The organism is Proteus genomosp. 4 str. ATCC 51469 (assembly GCF_003144375.1).
Taxonomy (GTDB): Bacteria; Pseudomonadota; Gammaproteobacteria; order Enterobacterales; family Enterobacteriaceae; genus Proteus.
In genome coordinates this window covers 67,606-84,974 of record NZ_PENV01000002.1, presented here as the reverse complement: position 1 = coordinate 84,974, position 17,369 = coordinate 67,606, and the positions used below count along the sequence as shown (strand labels likewise).

Annotated in this window: 20 protein-coding genes; 14 read left to right on the top strand and 6 right to left on the bottom strand. The window is 32.7% G+C overall.

From position 1 onward, the window contains the following. Nucleotides 1-50 precede the first annotated feature (50 nt). The 5 genes from DK866_RS02595 to DK866_RS02575 all read left to right on the top strand — a co-directional run bounded on the left by DK866_RS02595 (nt 51) and on the right by DK866_RS02575 (nt 5,993). The gene (locus DK866_RS02595; RefSeq protein ID WP_109407617.1) at nt 51-2,168 is read left to right on the top strand and encodes a hypothetical protein; all 2,118 of its coding nucleotides are present in this window, start codon (nt 51-53) and stop codon (nt 2,166-2,168) included. Continuing rightward, the gene (locus tag DK866_RS02590) at nt 2,146-4,068 is read left to right on the top strand and encodes a hypothetical protein (protein ID WP_109407616.1); all 1,923 of its coding nucleotides are present in this window, start codon (nt 2,146-2,148) and stop codon (nt 4,066-4,068) included. Before DK866_RS02595 ends, DK866_RS02590 begins: the two co-directional genes overlap by 23 nt. Before the next feature lie 26 nt (nt 4,069-4,094). Beyond that, nucleotides 4,095-5,285 carry a hypothetical protein gene (locus tag DK866_RS02585; protein ID WP_162556969.1) on the top strand — a complete coding sequence of 397 codons (1,191 nt, stop codon included), beginning with the start codon at nt 4,095-4,097 and terminating at the stop codon, nt 5,283-5,285. A 142-nt stretch (nt 5,286-5,427) separates the two neighbouring features. Further along, nucleotides 5,428-5,646, top strand: coding sequence for a hypothetical protein (locus DK866_RS02580; protein ID WP_109407614.1), 219 nt, complete (start codon nt 5,428-5,430; stop codon nt 5,644-5,646). A 2-nt stretch (nt 5,647-5,648) separates the two neighbouring features. After that, the gene (locus tag DK866_RS02575) at nt 5,649-5,993 is read left to right on the top strand and encodes a low molecular weight protein tyrosine phosphatase family protein (protein ID WP_109407613.1); all 345 of its coding nucleotides are present in this window, start codon (nt 5,649-5,651) and stop codon (nt 5,991-5,993) included. Between the two features lie 107 nt (nt 5,994-6,100). Here the strand turns inward: DK866_RS02575 and DK866_RS02570 are convergent, their stop codons facing one another. The 4 genes from DK866_RS02570 to DK866_RS02555 form a co-directional block, all read right to left on the bottom strand. Next, complete coding sequence (locus DK866_RS02570) at nt 6,101-6,565, bottom strand: HIT family protein (protein ID WP_109407612.1); 465 nt, start codon at nt 6,563-6,565, stop codon at nt 6,101-6,103. Between the two features lie 171 nt (nt 6,566-6,736). Further along, on the bottom strand, nt 6,737-7,714 hold the full coding sequence (gene hemB, locus DK866_RS02565; RefSeq protein WP_072064069.1) for a porphobilinogen synthase: 978 nt from the start codon (nt 7,712-7,714) through the stop codon (nt 6,737-6,739). 315 nt (nt 7,715-8,029) lie between these two features. Further along, nucleotides 8,030-8,392 (bottom strand): hypothetical protein, encoded by a 363-nt coding sequence (locus DK866_RS02560; RefSeq protein ID WP_006536483.1) that lies wholly within the window; start codon nt 8,390-8,392, stop codon nt 8,030-8,032. Between the two features lie 729 nt (nt 8,393-9,121). After that, complete coding sequence (locus DK866_RS02555) at nt 9,122-9,343, bottom strand: DUF2594 family protein (RefSeq protein ID WP_036936466.1); 222 nt, start codon at nt 9,341-9,343, stop codon at nt 9,122-9,124. A 263-nt stretch (nt 9,344-9,606) separates the two neighbouring features. On the opposite strand from DK866_RS02555, the gene DK866_RS02550 reads away from it, so the two are divergent. The 7 genes from DK866_RS02550 (at nt 9,607) to DK866_RS02520 (ending at nt 14,340) form a co-directional block, all read left to right on the top strand. Next, the gene (locus DK866_RS02550) at nt 9,607-10,491 is read left to right on the top strand and encodes an NAD(P)H-hydrate dehydratase (protein WP_109407611.1); all 885 of its coding nucleotides are present in this window, start codon (nt 9,607-9,609) and stop codon (nt 10,489-10,491) included. Between the two features lie 142 nt (nt 10,492-10,633). Beyond that, entirely contained in the window at nt 10,634-11,062 is a 429-nt protein-coding gene (locus DK866_RS02545) for a universal stress protein (protein WP_036912874.1), read from the top strand. Nucleotides 11,063-11,176: 114 nt separating this feature from the next. Further along, the gene (locus DK866_RS02540) at nt 11,177-11,515 is read left to right on the top strand and encodes a hypothetical protein (protein ID WP_109407610.1); all 339 of its coding nucleotides are present in this window, start codon (nt 11,177-11,179) and stop codon (nt 11,513-11,515) included. A gap of 66 nt (nt 11,516-11,581) precedes the next feature. Beyond that, complete coding sequence (locus DK866_RS02535; protein ID WP_109407609.1) at nt 11,582-12,019, top strand: universal stress protein; 438 nt, start codon at nt 11,582-11,584, stop codon at nt 12,017-12,019. 240 nt (nt 12,020-12,259) lie between these two features. After that, nucleotides 12,260-12,682 carry a hypothetical protein gene (locus tag DK866_RS02530; protein ID WP_244179642.1) on the top strand — a complete coding sequence of 141 codons (423 nt, stop codon included), beginning with the start codon at nt 12,260-12,262 and terminating at the stop codon, nt 12,680-12,682. Between the two features lie 390 nt (nt 12,683-13,072). After that, a complete protein-coding gene (locus DK866_RS02525; protein WP_109407607.1) occupies nt 13,073-13,876 on the top strand; it encodes a threonine/serine ThrE exporter family protein in 804 nt (267 codons plus the stop codon). Further along, nucleotides 13,867-14,340 (top strand): threonine/serine exporter, encoded by a 474-nt coding sequence (locus DK866_RS02520; protein WP_176694679.1) that lies wholly within the window; start codon nt 13,867-13,869, stop codon nt 14,338-14,340. Before DK866_RS02525 ends, DK866_RS02520 begins: the two co-directional genes overlap by 10 nt. Before the next feature lie 4 nt (nt 14,341-14,344). Here the strand turns inward: DK866_RS02520 and DK866_RS02515 are convergent, their stop codons facing one another. Next, nucleotides 14,345-14,527 carry a hypothetical protein gene (locus DK866_RS02515; RefSeq protein WP_036912881.1) on the bottom strand — a complete coding sequence of 61 codons (183 nt, stop codon included), beginning with the start codon at nt 14,525-14,527 and terminating at the stop codon, nt 14,345-14,347. A 253-nt stretch (nt 14,528-14,780) separates the two neighbouring features. Between DK866_RS02515 and DK866_RS02510 the strand changes: the two genes are divergently transcribed. Continuing rightward, on the top strand, nt 14,781-15,764 hold the full coding sequence (locus DK866_RS02510) for an endonuclease (RefSeq protein WP_109407606.1): 984 nt from the start codon (nt 14,781-14,783) through the stop codon (nt 15,762-15,764). Nucleotides 15,765-15,779: 15 nt separating this feature from the next. Here DK866_RS02510 and DK866_RS02505 read toward each other — a convergent pair whose 3' ends face one another. Continuing rightward, nucleotides 15,780-16,223: a methyltransferase family protein gene (locus tag DK866_RS02505; RefSeq protein ID WP_109407605.1), complete on the bottom strand. Its 444-nt coding sequence runs from the start codon at nt 16,221-16,223 to the stop codon at nt 15,780-15,782. A gap of 350 nt (nt 16,224-16,573) precedes the next feature. On the opposite strand from DK866_RS02505, the gene phoH reads away from it, so the two are divergent. Next, a complete protein-coding gene (gene phoH / locus DK866_RS02500) occupies nt 16,574-17,359 on the top strand; it encodes a phosphate starvation-inducible protein PhoH (protein ID WP_109407604.1) in 786 nt (261 codons plus the stop codon). Nucleotides 17,360-17,369 lie beyond the last annotated feature (10 nt).

Sequence of the window (17,369 nt, the reverse complement as noted above, 5' to 3'; positions counted from 1 at the left end):
TGGCGTATTTTTTCGACTAAATGATTTGAGAAACTATAGGTAATAATAAAATGAAGCTTGATCCGTCTTTATTAAAAGAGTTAAGAAAAACACTATACTTTACTTTGTCAATCTATATTGAAAATAAAGCGTCTAAAGATGATGTTAAGCATCTTGTTAATATTATTAGAAAAATAGAACTCACTATTTTATTACAGGAAAAAGACATTTATGCGATTGGTGGAACACAAGGTGCAGGCAAAACAACTTTAGTTAAAGAAATGTTAAATATAACGGATGATTGGTTAGAGGGTAATCCTGGACGTGGTGAACAGGTTCCACTATTTATTGAACAATCTGAAGATGAATCACTTGTAGAGCCTAAAGCTGTGTTTGTTTGTTTAGAAAAAGAAACAAGAAATATTATAGAAAAAGACAATATAACTAAAGAGGAATTAAAACAGGTTTTACAAGGCTGGGAACAACTCAATACTGAATTTAGCAATGAAAATTTAAGTATACTTTATCCAAAACTATATATACCTAGTGAAAAATCCTTTATTAATAAAAATTTAAATTGGGTATTACTACCAGGTTATGAAAAAATAAATTATAAGAACAATGCTTGGCAAAATCTGATGAAGCATATTTTTGTAAATGCTAACGGAATTATTATTGTAACGGATGGTGTTTTACTTGCTAATAATAATCAAAATGATATTACTCAAGATCTTAGCAAATTCCTTGCTGATAGAAATCCGGTTATAGCTGTCACAAAAACTGAAAATATGTCGCAAGAAGATAAAACACAGTTAGCAAATACTGCATCGAGTATTTTTAATAAAAGGTACAATGATAGATATAATGAAATTAAAACAGACAATATTGTTTTAACTGGGCATGGTAATAAAAATGAATGGTCAGATAAATTAAAGGAGACAATTAATAATTGTTCTTACTCCTCCTCAAAAATACAAACCTATTTACTAGAATCATTCCAAGATTTATTAGAGAATGATATTGAAAAAATAGTTTTTATTTTAGACACTTTAAGAAGCAATTGTACTGAAAGTCATGATGAAAAATTAGAAATTATCAATGATATTTTAAGTGTATTTGATAAATCTGCAGGTGATTATAATAAAAAATTACGTAAAGATCTAAGACATGGAATACGTACTCATACCTTATCAGCAATAAATTTATGTGAAACAAAATATAAGAATGAAGAAGAAGGCTTTATCAATAATATTAAGATTTTTGGTAGAAAATTACTTCTCCAAGGTCAGGAAATTCAAAGAGAAAGACTTGGAAGAATTGAGAGTGCTTGGAATAGTAAATATAATGAAAAAAATATTTATATTATTACAGGTAATGTAATAACAAATTTAAATGGAAAAGAATTTCAGAAAAATGGTTTTTTTATCAATAAATTTGATAATCTTCTTATTGAAAATAAATCTACATCTGTAACTCAGCTTTTGAATTATAGTAGCGGAGATATTGAAGGTTTACCACAAAAAGAGATGCCATTAAAAGCTTTACAAGGTTATTTGTATGGTAAAAACCAAGAGTTAGATAATATAAATTTATCTGATAAAGAAGAAGCATTAAAATTAATACCCGTTCTTGCTATGGAATTTGCTCGAGGATGCTTAATTCTTTCAGAAAAAAATACAGAAATTTCTCATCCCTGTGAAATAACACCACAAATGTTCCTTGAAAAATTATTTGATGGTACAGAAAAGATCACACCAATAAGAAATTCAATGATGGCATTACTAGGATTAGATATGTCTGATGGTAAGATTGACGGGAAATATGAACCTAATCCTGATGCTAAATTTTCTCCTATTGCAGTATTGGGTAAAGCTGCATTGGCAATGACTGCTGCTTATACGTTATATCAAATTACATCTGTAATCAGAGAGTCAGATCAAGTTCAAATTACATTTATCAAAAATACAATGATGAATTTTGAAACAAGTTATATACAAAGTGTGGTTGATATCTATGAAAATGCAATAAATGACATTAGAGAAATTATCGAAAATAATATTAAAAGTATTTATGATATCCCTGACAGCTTGTCTTTAAAAAGCGATATTACATTAGCTAAATCACGTTTAGAACGAATTCAAAAAGTATTTAAAGGATATTTAATTGATGCACAAAACATCTTGGCGTGATATTTATTCTGAACGCTTATTATGGGCCGAAAATGCTTATCAGAGTTTTATTGAAAAATTTGATTCTGATAGGCTAATAAAATTAAATGAAAATAATAAGAAGCAGGCATCAATAATTGTTTATGGCTCCACTCAAGTGGGGAAAACAACATTTATATTGACATTGTTAGGAATTGATGAAAATAAAATTTCTCAAGTCGATAAAGTATTGCGTGCAGGGCAAACATTAGGTAATTCTGCGACTTCGAGAACATCACGTTATCGTTGTTCTGCAGATCAATATTGGCATTTTAGCCACAGAGAAAAGGGTAAAGAACAGTTTGATGATGAGGAAGCTCTAGCAATATTAAAAGAATTACGAACGAATGTTGAAGAAGGAAAAATAACAGATATATCAACAATAGATATTTTTATTCCAAATATCTATTTTATGTCCGGTACTAATGACAGGATAGATTTGCTTATTCATGATTTACCAGGTGTTAATGCAAGAAACGAAAATGAAAATAGCTATGTAAAAGAGCTTATTGGGAATTATATCAGTGCCGCTGATATGATATTTCTGGTAGGGAAAATTGACGGTTTGGGTTTTTTAAAAGAAAATGAGTTAGATAACAAACTATTATCTAATTGGTATCTTAATTCAACAGTTTATAAGATTATACTTACACATAGCTTTTCGAATGCAACGATAAAAAAGAAAATTAGCAATGATAAAATTAATTCGTTAGACTCTTTTAATCAGTATTTGTTTGAGCAAATAAATACAATGGAATTAAAATTACCTGTATCCATTAAAGAACAAATTTATCCCATAGAATGTGGGCGGAGTTGGAACGCTCTTATAAAAGAGGATGACCAGTTTAAGCAGAAAAGTCTCCATCTTAGAAATATTATTTTTGATAAATTATACCAAGATATCGAATTATCAATGAATCCTTTATCCCGTTTGAAAACAGGATATATGTTACCTGAGTATTTAAAACAACAAAAAAACAAAGAGGTTGAAGATTATCTATTTTATATAAAAAAATTAGAATCTGAAATGGAACGGATTAATAATTTAATTAATAAAGAAGAGAAATATATCCAAAAAAATAATAAAAAATTAAAAATATTAACAGAAGAAATAAGAGAAATTAGTGACTTAATAGATATAAATAAAAAAGAGAAAAAAAGTTATTCAAGTAAGAATGAAGAGCTTAAAGCTATTTATTTTGAGGATGAAAAAAATATTAGTAATAGTAATAAATCGGTTAAAGGCTTACAATTAATCCTTGCGCATAAAAAAGAAATAATCATCAATGCTTATGATGATTGGGTATCAATTAATAATAGTTTACTCACTGATAGAGATAATTATAATGATGATTTATCTGAGTTATTAGATTTTTTTTATAATATATCATCAAAGTTGGAAAGTTATACTCTAGACAGTTATTTTTTTGATAGTAATTATAATAGTGATTTTTCTGATGTTATATCATCGATTAGTAATGCACAGGATTATTTGTTGAATAAAACAAAGGGATATATTGATAGGTATTTAAATAAAAAGAAGAATGAAAATAAAAAACTATCTAATATTATAAGTCTTAAAATAAGAAATAATAATACTATTCTTAATAAGAATAGGGAGTTTCATTCAAGGAAGTTAGAAGAGATTATAAAATTAAAAGAAAAATTAAATATGAGGGTTTTGAAGCTTGATGATAATATCAACAGCAGTAATTCGTTTAGTCAGCATATTTATGAATCATATGAAAAAAGAATGTATCAGTTAAATATGCTTTTTAAGCATAGTGTTAAGAGTAAAGAAAAGCAACTTGCTTACCTTTTTTTAATTCATCTTTTAAGAAAAGATTTTCTGTATATAAAAAACTTAGAACCATTAATGTAATGAGATCGTTTATTATGAGAAATAAAATGAAAGATATTAAAAAAGACCCATCAGAAAAAATGCTAGATGAGCTAGTTCAAGATATTTTTATTAGTTCTATTGATGGAAAGTTTAAAAATAACTCAGATACCATTATGGAAAAACTTAATGAATTTATTTTTACGTGTGATAATGGTATAGAAAGTATTGATAAAAAAATTAACGCACATAAAAATAGTTTCGTTGAATTCACTGAAGAATTAAATTCTACTACAGATGAAATAAAATCTTCATTAACTTCTATCTCTCTTGAAGAAGAAAAAAGGCATCAATTGGTTCAAGAGATTCTGAATAGCAAAACGGATGAAATAAATAAACAGATAAATAAGTTACAAGAAGATGCTGTAGTTCAAACTGACAAAGTTATTTATAAAATTGATGATTTGGTTTTTACTTGTGGCAATGGGATAAAAAAAGTTGATCAAAAAATCAACGCATATAAAAATAGTTTCGTCGAATTCACTGAAGAATTAAATTCTACTACAGATGAAATAAAATCTTCATTAACTTCTATCTCTCTTGAAGAAGAAAAAAGGCATCAATTGATTCAAGAGAATCTGAATAGCAAAACGGATGAAATAAATAGACAGGTAAATAAGTTACAAGAAGATGCTATAGTTCAAAATGATAAAATCATTTGTAAAGTTAAAGAGAGTGATGTTCTGCTTGTTGAGAATAAAAAAGAGATATTAGAGAATATTAATCTTTTAAAAAATTACCTTGATACTCATTTTAATGAAATACGTAAAGAACTTATTAACAAAGCTGATGACATATCATATGAACATAATGCTTATTTTGATAAAGAATTAACTCATCTTGCTGAAATACTCACAAGTAAATCAGAAGAACACAAGCACTTATTGGAATGTCACATTAATGATGGTGTTTATTTAATTGAAGAAAATTTACTCCAATACCTGAAAGAACGTGATAGAAAGGTAGATGAAAAAAATGATAAGCTTGGTAATAAAATTGAAGAAAAACAGTTAATTAGCAATGATATATTTCTAATCTCTACTGAGAAGAGCAAGCAAGAAAGAGAAAATATCATTACTAAAATAGCTTATAATGATAAAAAGAGCAAAAATAGATTTTTATTTTTAAATATATTTCTAGTTATTCAAACGGTGCTAATTATTTTTCTTATTTTAAAACAATATGGATTACTTAATTAAAAAATAGAGCTAACTACCTATAGAGATAAAAAGTCATACTGTATTATTTGGTATCGAAATTAATTTTTATCATGTATTATACATATGGTTAGACCCTCTCCGTATTACTGCGGCTGCTATCCCTTTAATCTGAGAGGTTTTTATGTCTACACAAAGAGATCGTTGTTGGCGCCAATGTGTTAACCGCAAAAATAAACATCAAGAAATGGGGTGTTCACGAGTGATGTTTAAACCAGAAAAAAAATGGTCTAATTTATATACTCGATCACTCAAAATGACCAGAGCTGCACAACTAGGAATTGAATATCCAAGAATTTCTCGTAGTCAGCGTCGATTAAATGCATTATCTGATAGTGAGTAATAATGAATATCTTATTTATTTGCAGTAAAAACCAATGGCGAAGCCCAACCGCTGAACTATTGTTTGCAGATAGAGAAGGAATTAATACACTTTCAGCAGGTACGCGCAAAGATGCACAATGTGTTGTTGATAATGAATTGCTAAAATGGGCTGATTTAGTGCTTGTCATGGAATCTAAACATTTAAATCGTTTATCTGCACATTTTCCTGCAATCATGCGCTATAAAAAAGCCCATATATTGGGAATACCTGATAATTATCGCTTTAATGATCCGGCATTAATTGAACTCCTTGAACAGAAAGTTCAGCCTTATTTACCGATGGAAGCAAAGCTTTCAACTAAATAATTTATTTATCTTGATCAAAAACGCTCAACTTAAAATATAAGGCTGAGCGTTTTTTTATATTTGAAAGCCTGAGTATAAAAAATAAATCAAATATTTATTTGTTGTATTTATTTATTGTTTTTTCTGATCAAGGCTGCTAATTGTGCAAGCTCTTCATCACTCGCACGTTCAAAATCGTGAGATGAAAGATAACCCGGATATTTATCAAAGAAAATCTTCTGCTTATTTTCAATAGGTGCCCATTTAGTCATATCACCAGTACCATGCATTGGACTAAGTTTACTGTGAACATGATCAACACCAAAGCCTTCAAAAAACATTCCTGAACGAGACACATCAGGGAATGTTTTATCCAAAATTTTAGCAACTTTTTTGGTCGCAATAACGAGTAAGGCTAAGGCTTCATCGCTTAAATCAAACGCATAACTTGGATAGTGTTTTTTAGGGATAACAACAGTAAAGCCTTTGGTATTAGGAAATATAGAGAGAAAAGCGAGGTGGTGATCATCTTCCCAAATTTTATGGCAAGGTGCTTTTCCCGCTACGATTTGACAGAAAATACAGTTATCCATAGTAGCCCCATAATAAAATTACTCGCCATATTTCAAAGTGTAGCGTTGTTGACTAGCTACACCTTGAATTATTTAGAGCATCTTCAACAAGTTGTTTACTGTATGTACACAAATGAAACATTGTGTATAGCTGTACCTTATACACCTTAGATCATTTTGAGCATAAGATGATTAAAGTAGGTTTCTTTCAGCTAAATCAAGTGCAAAGTAAGACAGAATTAAATCTGCTCCAGCACGTTTAATTGAACCTAAAGTTTCCATGACCACACGATCTTCATCGATTGCACCAGCTAATGCCGCAAATTTAATTTGGGCATACTCACCACTGATTTGATAAGCAGCTAAAGGCAATAATGTACGTTCACGCACATCGCGAATAATATCTAAATAAGCGCCCGCGGGTTTTACCATCAGCATATCAGCGCCTTCTTGTTCATCAATTAATGATTCACGGATAGCTTCACGGCGGTTCATTGGATTCATTTGATAAGTTTTGCGATCACCTATTAAACGAGAGCCTGCTGCATCACGGAAAGGACCATATAAGGCGGAGGCGAATTTAGTTGAATAAGAGACAATGCCTGTATCACTAAAGCCTGCTTTATCAAGTGCTGCGCGAATGGCGGCGACTTGTCCATCCATTGCTGCAGATGGAGCGATAAAATCTGCACCAGCTTGCGCAGCTGCAACAGCTTGAAGACCTAAATTATAGATAGTTTCATCATTATCTACATGTTCACCATGTAAAACGCCACAGTGACCATGTGAAGTGTATTCACAAAAACAAGTATCAGACATCACAATCATTTCTGGGACTGCATCTTTACAAATACGAGACATACGAGAAACTAAGCCATCACTTTTCCAAGCATCACTCCCAGTTTCATCAAGATGATGGGATACCCCAAAAGTCATGACAGTTTTAATGCCAGCTTTGGCAATGCGTTCAATTTCATAAGCAAGACGTTTTTCAGGAATACGAACCACACCCGGCATACTTTTAATAGGCTGATAATCATCAAGCCCTTCTTCAACAAAAATAGGCAGAGCGAGATCATTTTTAGTTAAGGTTGTTTCTTGAAAGAGAGCGCGCAGGTTTTCTGACTGGCGTAGTCTTCTTAAACGCTGGATGGATTGTTCGTTGCTCACAATATCTCCTTTTTATGGCCAGTACTAACAAGTATTTACCGAGGTATTATAAACCTTAATATTGATAGATAGATACTCTATAATTGATACTCGCCATACTTCAAGCCGTAGCGTTGTGACTGGTTCCATTCGTATTGTATGCTCCTAGCGCCTCCTCGAATTATTTAGAGTATAGAGAATTAGTTATAGAGAAAGAGAAAAAAGCAAGGTAAAAGCAAAAGGTAAGAAGAAGAAGTGATGGAGAGGGCAAAATAAAAAAGAGCAGGATAATTTCTACTCTTTAAATTGATTACTACTCATTTCTTAATGAGAAGATTATTTTTTTTGCTCTTCTAATGCAGAAATCATTTGAATTTTACAAGCGGCAACAATTTGAGTTAGGCCTTCTTGGAATTCTGCTCGAGAACCAATTTCAGCTTTTGCATCACGTAAAGAGTTAACAACTTCGATAGTGCCTTCAGTAAATTGTGCTTCAGTTGCTTCTAATTTTGCAAAATCAAATTTCTTTGCATTTAAAGAGGCTACTGCATCTTTGGCAATTTTCTCTGCTGGCTCTTTTGTATCATAAGCTTTAATTGAGATATCTTTAAAGGTATCGCAGTAATCATCAGCCATTTTTGTTGGGTTAGCGAAAGCAACTGCGGGCAATAATAGCAGAGATAAGAGAAGTGGTTTCATTTTAGCCTCATGTTTATTTTTTGGTACGTACTCATTGAGTGTAACATATAAACAGGGATGACGATAAATCAGAATAAGTGTAAAAAATATAAAACGTTAATTTTTTTAATCCGATTGAATCTAATTTCATAGCTATAATTGTGCTTAAGGACAATAAGCTAGCTTTTTATTTTCAAAGGAAAATTATAATTAACAATAAATAAAATAACATAAATTTAATAATATTAGGATTTATCTTTATTTACATTTTATGATGTTGATTTTTATTTACGTTAATAATAAAAAATAGAGAATTAAATATAAAAATAAGGATAAAATGATAACCTATAATACTAAGTTAAACTTAATTTACTGTATTCTATAGATTAATTTGTAATCACAACACTAAAGGTATAAGATTTTTTATCTTTTTCTCTAATTCAAATAACATTAAAAACTCTTAACAAAAAGAATCTATTATTCAGATTATTAGCTAAAATAATGAATAAACAAAATAATTATCATTTATAAAATATGAAAAATTTTTTAATGAGAGAGTTAAAAAATGGGGATGAAAGAGAAAAAAATCCCCTCTATAAAGATAGAGGGGTAGCTAAATGAATAAAGAATGGTTTATTTCGAGATTAAGTATATAGAAATTTAAAACTAATTTTTGTTTATTTGTGCAGCACAAAAAGTTCAGAAAATAGAATAAAAATATGTACTAGTACCCAATCCAAAATAAATCAATTATTGGCGATAAACAGTTTTAATTTGGCTAATAGTATTACGGAATGTTTCTGCTTGTTTTTCGTCATCAACTTCTGCAATCGCGCGTTCAATATTTAAAATAATACGTCCTGCATCTGCTTGGCCTAATGCTTTTAACATATAAGTGACAAGAGTTTTTAAGCAAGCCACTTCTTCTGCCAATGTTTCAACATCTGCTTGTGTTTTAAATTTTTCGTTCATTATCTACTTCCTTTGTGTTTAATTGGCCAATAATATCAAATTAGGCCGATAGAATAGCAAAGTCTTGATGAGGGATGAATAGTATAGCCTTAAGCATTTTATCAGATTGAGATCGTTAGAGTGACAATTAGGCAAAATAGTAAGCTCACACATTTACTTACTAAAATCACGCTATACTTTGAAGAACAATCATAAAAGAGAGTTTGTATATCTATTGTGATTAATAATAAGAAAAAATGCAGGAAATGGTGGGGGAGAATAAGATGAAAAAAGAGCAACTATTACATGCAATAACACATTACCCTGCACTTTATCAGCGTAAAACAGGAAATACACATAAAGGTACATTTGGAACAATTGGTATTATTGGTAGCGCTGAAGGAATGAGTGGTGCCATTGTCTTGGCTGGTAAAAGTGCATTAAAAGCAGGCTGTGGAAAAGTTTTTCTTGGTTTCGCACAGTTACAACTTCCTCTTCCTTTTATTGATAGTGCACCAGAACTCATGCTAAAAACAGCGTCTGAGTTAGTGGATAGGCAAGATATTTCTGCTTGGGCGGTTGGTTGTGGGTTGGGGTTGTCAGCAAATTCTGAAAATATTTTATTAAATGTATTAGCTCAGCGGAATGAAAATCAGCCTTATGTTTTTGATGCAGATGCACTAGTGTTGATGGCAAAATTAAAATCACAAATCTCACTTAATCAACATTGTGTATTAACGCCACATCCCAAAGAAGCTGCTATTTTACTTAATTGTACATTGAGTGATATTCAAAATAACCGAGAACAAGCAGCCAAAGAAGTGGCAAAACTTTACCACTGTTGGGCAATAATCAAAGGACAACATACAGTTATTACTTCTCCTACAGGGGAGATAATAATTAATAGAACAGGTAACAGTGGATTATCAACAGCAGGAAGTGGGGATGTATTAACTGGTATCATGGGGAGTTTTTTAGCGCAAGGAATGGTCATGTCTGATGCGGTTAAAAGTGCGGTTTGGATACATGGTATAGCTGCCGATATTTTAGTTGAAAAAGGTATTGGACCAATAGGTTTAACAGCTTCAGAATTGATTGATACTGTCCGCGATGTTCGTAATCAAATATGGGCGAGAACACAAAAACATAATGTCGATTATTTTGAATAAGCTCTTTTGTTTTTTCGTATAACGTATTAATAATTAAAGTAGGTTTATATTAAGATTAGATTGTTTTTAGTTAATTCACTCACAGTAATCTTTGGGTTATTGCGGTAGGATTAAGGCAAATGGAGAGTTGAGAGGAGTTATTATGTATAAAACGATTTTAGTACCTATTGATATTGTAGAAGAAGAGTTAACCAGTAAAGCAGTACGACATGCTGTGTATTTAGCAAAAGAAACGGGAGCTAACTTACATTTAATTCATGTTCTTCCTATCTCTTCGGCAATCATTAATGCTTATTCACTGGGTTATCCAGAAATTAAAGATAAAGCGACAGTGAAAGCAGAAAATGATATGCAAATGTTGGTAGATTCGGTGGATTTACCTGCTGAAAAGGTCGCTTATACGGTTACTTTTGGCTCACCTCGTGATGAGATTTTAGTTACAGCAAAAGATATTCAAGCCGACTTAATTGTCATTGGCTCACGTAGACCTAATATTAGCACTCATTTATTAGGCTCTACAGCTGCTGGCGTAGTTCGTTACGCGGAAATTTCAGTGCTAGTTGTTCGTTAATATATTCATTAATATGCTATGAGTATTCCTCGTAGCATATTTTTATTTTGCGTAGTTTATCTTATTTATTTAATAAGCCATTTATTGAATCAACACTCTATAGAGTGAATAAGAATGGAAAAATTTACCCAAGAACTTTTAAGGCTCGATCATTTTATTCTACGCATCTTACGCTATTATGTAATAGGCTCTATTTTCTTTTTTTTAGGGTTATTACCCGGTGTATTAGGATTCTATTTAATTGAAGGGCATAGCTTTATGGAGTCCGCATTAAATGCAATTTCTATGCTGAGTGGACAACCTGTAGAGCCTGCACCTGCAACCCCAACAGGGCGCTTTTTTATTGCAATTTATGGTTTGTTTCTTCAGTGTGTTTTTATTTTATCAATTGGGCTGGTAGTCACACCGTTTATTCATCGACAATTGCATAAATGGCATCTTGAGGAAGATTAAATAAGCAAGCTGTGGGTTTAACGCTACAATAATAAACAGACAATAATCTGATAATGAGGAGTTGCTATGTACAAGACAATTCTAGTACCTGTTGATATTTCAGAAGATGAGTTAACGACAAAAGCCTTACAACACGCAGTTTATATTGCCAAACTAGAAGGGGCAAAGCTGCATCTTTTTCATGCTATTCCTGATATTTCACGTTTTTCTATTAGCTATAGCTATCACTATGACATGTTAAGTTCTTTTGCCAACAAAGCACTTGAACGTGTACAAGAACAACTGCAAGAATTAGCTAATAGTATCGATTTGCCTAATGAACGAGTTGAGTATTCAGCCGTATTTGGTTCTGCAAGAGATAAAGTTTTAGAGCTAGCTGAAAAAATTAATGCTGATTTGATTGTGATTGGTTCACGTCGTCCAAGTATTTCAACACACTTATTAGGTTCAAATGCGTCAGGTATCGTTGCTTATGCTAAGCAATCTGTTTTAGTTGTCCGCTAAAATTTCTCATAAAAGTAAAAATAGTAAAAGCTCCTAAATTATTTATTTAGGGGCTTTTTTACTTTAGTTTATAAAAAATTATTTATTATTTTGGATATACATTTTCACTTCAATACTAGATAAAAAAATATAGATAGGGCGCAATTGTTTATTAATGCGGTTTTTATGCAAACATAAGGAACTTTATTGATTGAGAATGATAGGCATTCTAAAGTAGAGTCTGTTATTTTTTAATGAGAGATGAGTATTATGTTGAATAACCAAAATTTTGTTGTCATGGATGTTGGACAATTTCCTGTTGTTACTATGAAAATATTTCCAGAAACTTTGGAAGATGCCAACAATTGGACAGCTGAAATGGATGTAGTACTAAACGAAAAGAAAAAATTTGTTTTGGTATATCCGTCCATTAATAAAAAAGAGAAAGAGCATAAAAAAGAAGATATGGAAGGGATGAAAGCAGTAAGACGCTGGCTAAAAGAGGGTAAGGCACTTCTTAGTGAATATTGTGCTGGTATGATAATGACTGCTGATCCACAAAAAAATGATAAAGAGCAACTGGTACAACTCTCTTCTGTTATTTCAGCTGTTTATGGTGTTCCCGTATTTGTTGCGGAAACTCTGAATGAGTCGTATGTTAAAGCTAATGAGTTGGTTGCGTAATTAAACTTCATTATAAAATGACGAAAAAGCTATTTGAGGTGCCAGCGATTTTGGCACCTTTATTATTTTATATACTTGTCATACTTCAAATTACAGCGTTATAGACGGCGGCGTCTATTAGCGCAAGTTATATACCATTGCTCGTATCCTAAAAGCGCTACTTATTGGCTAGCTATACCTAGAATGATTTAGAGTACATATTATTTAATGGTTTTTTCTAAAGAAGAAATCTACGAATGAGCGAGTGAGTAAATAAAGATTGATCTACCTACTGCCTTAAATATTTTATTTGTTCATAATAGTATTGAAAGATAATAGAGCGAAAAACAAGCTATGCTGATAAACTTTATATTAGCAGTGGCTCGTTTGTGATTAAAACTAAGGCATGGTATGGATAATGAGATAATGGCGGACTGCACTGCCATTTCACAAGATAAACAGCGTGAAATTACCAAGTTATGTATTCAAACTGCGTTATTGCTATTGCAACATGGCGCAGAAAGTATGCTGGTTGAACAGCTTTCAACCCGTTTAGGTTTAGCTTTAGGTGTACATCAAGTCGAAAGTGCAATTTCTGCTAATGCAGTTGTATTAACGACGATAGTTAATGGACATTGCCAGACATCAACACGAAAGATAGTTGATCGTGGCATTAATATGCATGTTGTGACAGAAGTTCAGCATATTGTTATTTTAGTTGAACATCACCTCGCAGATATTCATGAAGCAAGAAAACGCTTTGAGCACATAAAACCATTACGTTATCCACGTTGGGCGATTATTTTTATGGTTGCCTTATCTTGTGGCTGTTTCTCTAAATTAAATGGTGGCAATTGGGATGGTTTTTTAGTTTCAGCTATTGGTGGCGGTCTTGGTATGTTTGTACGCCAAGTATTAACGCATCGCCAAATGAATCCACTAATTAATTTCTGTATTACTGCTTTTGTTGCCACATCTGTTTCAGGTTTATTATTAAAACTCTCTTATTTTCAAACAACCGCAACTATTTCAATGGCCGCCAGTGTTTTATTACTGGTTCCCGGATTTCCTTTAATTAATGCTGTTGCTGATATGTTTAAAGGTCATGTTAATACGGGCTTAGCGCGTTGGGCAATGGCAACAATGTTAACATTGGCAACCTGTTTAGGGGTTATTTTAGCCATGGCAGTATGGGAGTTAAGAGATTGGGCATAATAACGATTATTCTTACCCTTATTGAAGATATGATTTTAGCAGCCATTCCTGCGGTGGGTTTCGCAATGGTATTTAATGTACCTTTACGTGCTTTAAAATATTGCGCGTTATTAGGGGCAATAGGGCATGGCTCACGTACTGTACTGATTATGAGTGGAATGAATATTGAATGGGCAAGTTTCTGTGCCGCAATTTTAGTCGGTTGTATTGGCATTCAATGGTCACGCTGGTGGCTTGCGCATCCTAAAGTTTTCACTGTCGCGGCTGTTATTCCAATGTTCCCCGGAATTAATGCTTATATCGCGATGATCTCTGTGGTGAAATTAACACAAATCGGTTATAGCGAGGAGATTTTTGAAGCTTTAGTTACTAATTTCCTTAAAGCTTCATTTATTGTCGGTGCGCTCTCTATCGGGCTATCCTTGCCGGGATTATGGTTATATCGCAAGCGTCCGAGTGTATAATTTCTTACATCGCGTGTTGTAGTGAATTTAATGTAATATCCAGTTCATTTTTGTCAGAAATAATAATTTGAATTCGTAATTTGTTTTCAGACTCCAAACTTGCATGCGCTTTAACATCTTCGTTATTCGCATGCTTTTTTGTGATCTCGACTAATTCATCCATCAAATTCAGCATATTCTCATTCATTTTTAAATTTCTCCAAATCATTGATGGACTAAACCATAGCAAATCCCTTTTGCGTTAATGTCGAGAATAACGGCTTTTTCTATTCCCATTCACGCTTATTGTTTTATTTTTTACATAAAAAATAGTAAGAAAGATTGCCCAAAATAAATTTAAAAAAGGTAAAATAAATAAAAATAAAAATAAGATTATCAGTTGGTTATTAAAGATAATTCTTATTGGGTTTAATAAAATAAAGCGTAAGGCAGATACCACTTTGAGAAAAATATTACACTATACTGCGGTTGTGTTGGGTTTATTTATTTTTACATTAAATGTTCAAGCACAAGCGCCAGAAAATTTTACAAAAGCAAAAGAGATAGCAAAAGAACGTATCTATTATGATCAAAATCAAAAATCACAAGGAACGATTTATTGTGGCTGTGATTGGGAATGGGTAGGGAAATCAGGTGGTCGTGTTGATTTAGCTAGTTGTGGCTATCAAGTAAGAACACAACAAACAAGAGCTGCACGTATTGAGTGGGAACATATTGTTCCTGCATGGGTGTTTGGGCATCAGCGTCAATGCTGGCAAAATGGAGGAAGAGCTAATTGTGTGAAAAACGATCCTGTGTTTGGCAAGATCGAAGCTGATTTACATAATTTAGCGCCTTCTATTGGTGAAGTTAATGGCGATCGTAGTAATTTCAGCTTTGGGCAATTACCTGCTCAAGCGCCTTACCAATATGGCCAATGTCGTAGCCGTGTTGATTTTGCTTCACGCACCTTTGAGCCTCGTAATGAAGTGAAAGGTCAAGTAGCAAGGGTCTATTTCTATTTACATGACCGCTATAACCTTTCAATGTCACGTCAGCAACAACAATTATTAATGGCTTGGGATAAGGCTTATCCACCAACGGTATGGGAAAAAGAGCGTGATAATCGCATTGCTCGTGTCGTTGGATATCATAATCCTTTTGTAACGGGAGAAGTGAAGTGGCAATTAGGACATAAAAATAGTGGTGCCGGATTATCTGCAACAAATAATGCACCTGTCACTAAAACTAAAACTGAAACACCTAAACAAGTAAGTACAGAACAATCTGAAAGTATTAAGGGTAATATAAATAGCAAGATTTATCATTTTGCCCATTGCTCTGGTTATAAAACCATGTCAGATAAAAATGCTGTCTTCTTTAAAACAGAAAATGAGGCTATTAAGGCTGGTTATCGTTTAGCAAATAATTGCAAACAGCCTTAAGGGTTATTATTGATATTACATCCAACGACGAACGTGGCGACAATATTGTTGCCACGCTTGTGGAAATAACTCACTTAAGATCTTTTCTTCACGTACTATCGTATAGCGATCAGTAATAAAGTAAAACGCAATCGCAGCACCCAAAAATCCCCAATTACCAAAAATAAAAAACAGCCCAATACTGATATCCAAAAAACCGAGATACATAGGATTACGGCTAATTTTATAAGGGCCACTTGTCACTAGTTGTCGAGGTGTGTGATTGGGATTAGGAGATGTTTTTTGTTTAATAAAAAATGAGAGGCAATAAAAAAGCCAGATCCCAGAAGTAGTAATCGTGAGTAAACCTAAATAAAAAAAGAAACCCATATTCAGAGAGCCTGAATGAAGTTCAAAACCAATAAATGGAATTAGGTTAAGTAGTAACCAATAAATAAAAGGTAATCGTAAGAAATTCATTTACTCCCCCTAAAATAACATTTATTGTTATTTTTATGTTAAGTTCATCTCGTTATAGATCGACTCAGTATTGAAAATATTTTTCTTTTGTCATTATACTGTCATAAAGCTTCGTTAATTTTCACTCTAACTCCATGATGGGGAATATGAATGATAGAAGCAATGGAAATATCTCGTTACTCACAGAAAACCGGCAACAACCGTTCATTGATGTTTAATGTTCAGGATTGTGACCGGTTTTTTTGTTTTCTGCGACTAAACAGAGTCTGAAGGGGACTCATCGGTAAGCGAATGGAATACAAATAGAGATGTCGATGACTTTTTGAAGACTAACAAGGGTAAATACCACTATGAGTAGACAAAAAGCAGCAACACGTTTACGCCGAGAAAATAAACGCACCTCACGTAAAGAACAACGTAATGGGGCGCATCGAGATAATGTTATGGTTTTACCAGGATTTGGGGATATTGATACCATTGGTATGGCGAGAGAAAAGCGTGATGAACGCTTGTTATCTCCTCGCAATGAAGTACAACGCCAATATATGAATGCAATTAAACATCAAGATCTTATTTTCGCTACAGGGGAAGCCGGGTGTGGCAAAACCTTTCTCAGTACTGCAATGGCTGCCGATGCCTTAATTAATAAAGAAATAGAACGTATTATTGTTACTCGACCAGTGTTGCAGGCAGATGAAGATCTTGGGTTTTTACCTGGTGATATTGCGGAAAAATTCGCACCCTATTTTCGTCCTGTCTACGACGTATTAGTGAAACGTTTAGGCGCTTCATTCTTACAATATTGTTTACGTCCTGAAATTGGCAAGGTTGAAATTGCACCTTTTGCTTATATGCGAGGCCGTACTTTTGAAAATGCATTTGTTATTTTAGATGAAGCACAGAATGTTACTGTGAATCAAATGAAGCTATTCTTAACTAGAATGGGTGAGAATGTCACTGTTGTGGTAAATGGAGATATTACACAGTGTGATTTACCTTCTGGTGTACCGTCTGGATTAGCGGATGCTCTTATTCGATTTGAGGCTAATAGTCGAGTAGGTGTGATTAAGTTTATGCAGGAAGATTGTGTGCGATCTACATTATGTCATCATGTATTAGCTGCTTATAATGATTAAATTGGGCATA

Excerpts from the sequence above, each read along its gene's own strand:
- DK866_RS02595 (WP_109407617.1), top strand. The coding sequence starts at position 51 with ATGAAGCTTGATCCGTCTTTATTAAAAGAGTTAAGAAAAACACTATAC.
- DK866_RS02590 (WP_109407616.1), top strand. The coding sequence starts at position 2,146 with ATGCACAAAACATCTTGGCGTGATATTTATTCTGAACGCTTATTATGG.
- DK866_RS02585 (WP_162556969.1), top strand. The coding sequence starts at position 4,095 with ATGAAAGATATTAAAAAAGACCCATCAGAAAAAATGCTAGATGAGCTA.
- DK866_RS02580 (WP_109407614.1), top strand. The coding sequence starts at position 5,428 with ATGTCTACACAAAGAGATCGTTGTTGGCGCCAATGTGTTAACCGCAAA.
- DK866_RS02575 (WP_109407613.1), top strand. The coding sequence starts at position 5,649 with ATGAATATCTTATTTATTTGCAGTAAAAACCAATGGCGAAGCCCAACC.
- DK866_RS02570 (WP_109407612.1), bottom strand. The coding sequence starts at position 6,565 with ATGGATAACTGTATTTTCTGTCAAATCGTAGCGGGAAAAGCACCTTGC.
- DK866_RS02560 (WP_006536483.1), bottom strand. The coding sequence starts at position 8,392 with ATGAAACCACTTCTCTTATCTCTGCTATTATTGCCCGCAGTTGCTTTC.
- DK866_RS02555 (WP_036936466.1), bottom strand. The coding sequence starts at position 9,343 with ATGAACGAAAAATTTAAAACACAAGCAGATGTTGAAACATTGGCAGAA.
- DK866_RS02550 (WP_109407611.1), top strand. The coding sequence starts at position 9,607 with ATGAAAAAAGAGCAACTATTACATGCAATAACACATTACCCTGCACTT.
- DK866_RS02545 (WP_036912874.1), top strand. The coding sequence starts at position 10,634 with ATGTATAAAACGATTTTAGTACCTATTGATATTGTAGAAGAAGAGTTA.
- DK866_RS02540 (WP_109407610.1), top strand. The coding sequence starts at position 11,177 with ATGGAAAAATTTACCCAAGAACTTTTAAGGCTCGATCATTTTATTCTA.
- DK866_RS02535 (WP_109407609.1), top strand. The coding sequence starts at position 11,582 with ATGTACAAGACAATTCTAGTACCTGTTGATATTTCAGAAGATGAGTTA.
- DK866_RS02530 (WP_244179642.1), top strand. The coding sequence starts at position 12,260 with ATGAGTATTATGTTGAATAACCAAAATTTTGTTGTCATGGATGTTGGA.
- DK866_RS02525 (WP_109407607.1), top strand. The coding sequence starts at position 13,073 with ATGGATAATGAGATAATGGCGGACTGCACTGCCATTTCACAAGATAAA.
- DK866_RS02515 (WP_036912881.1), bottom strand. The coding sequence starts at position 14,527 with ATGAATGAGAATATGCTGAATTTGATGGATGAATTAGTCGAGATCACA.
- DK866_RS02505 (WP_109407605.1), bottom strand. The coding sequence starts at position 16,223 with ATGAATTTCTTACGATTACCTTTTATTTATTGGTTACTACTTAACCTA.
- phoH (WP_109407604.1), top strand. The coding sequence starts at position 16,574 with ATGAGTAGACAAAAAGCAGCAACACGTTTACGCCGAGAAAATAAACGC.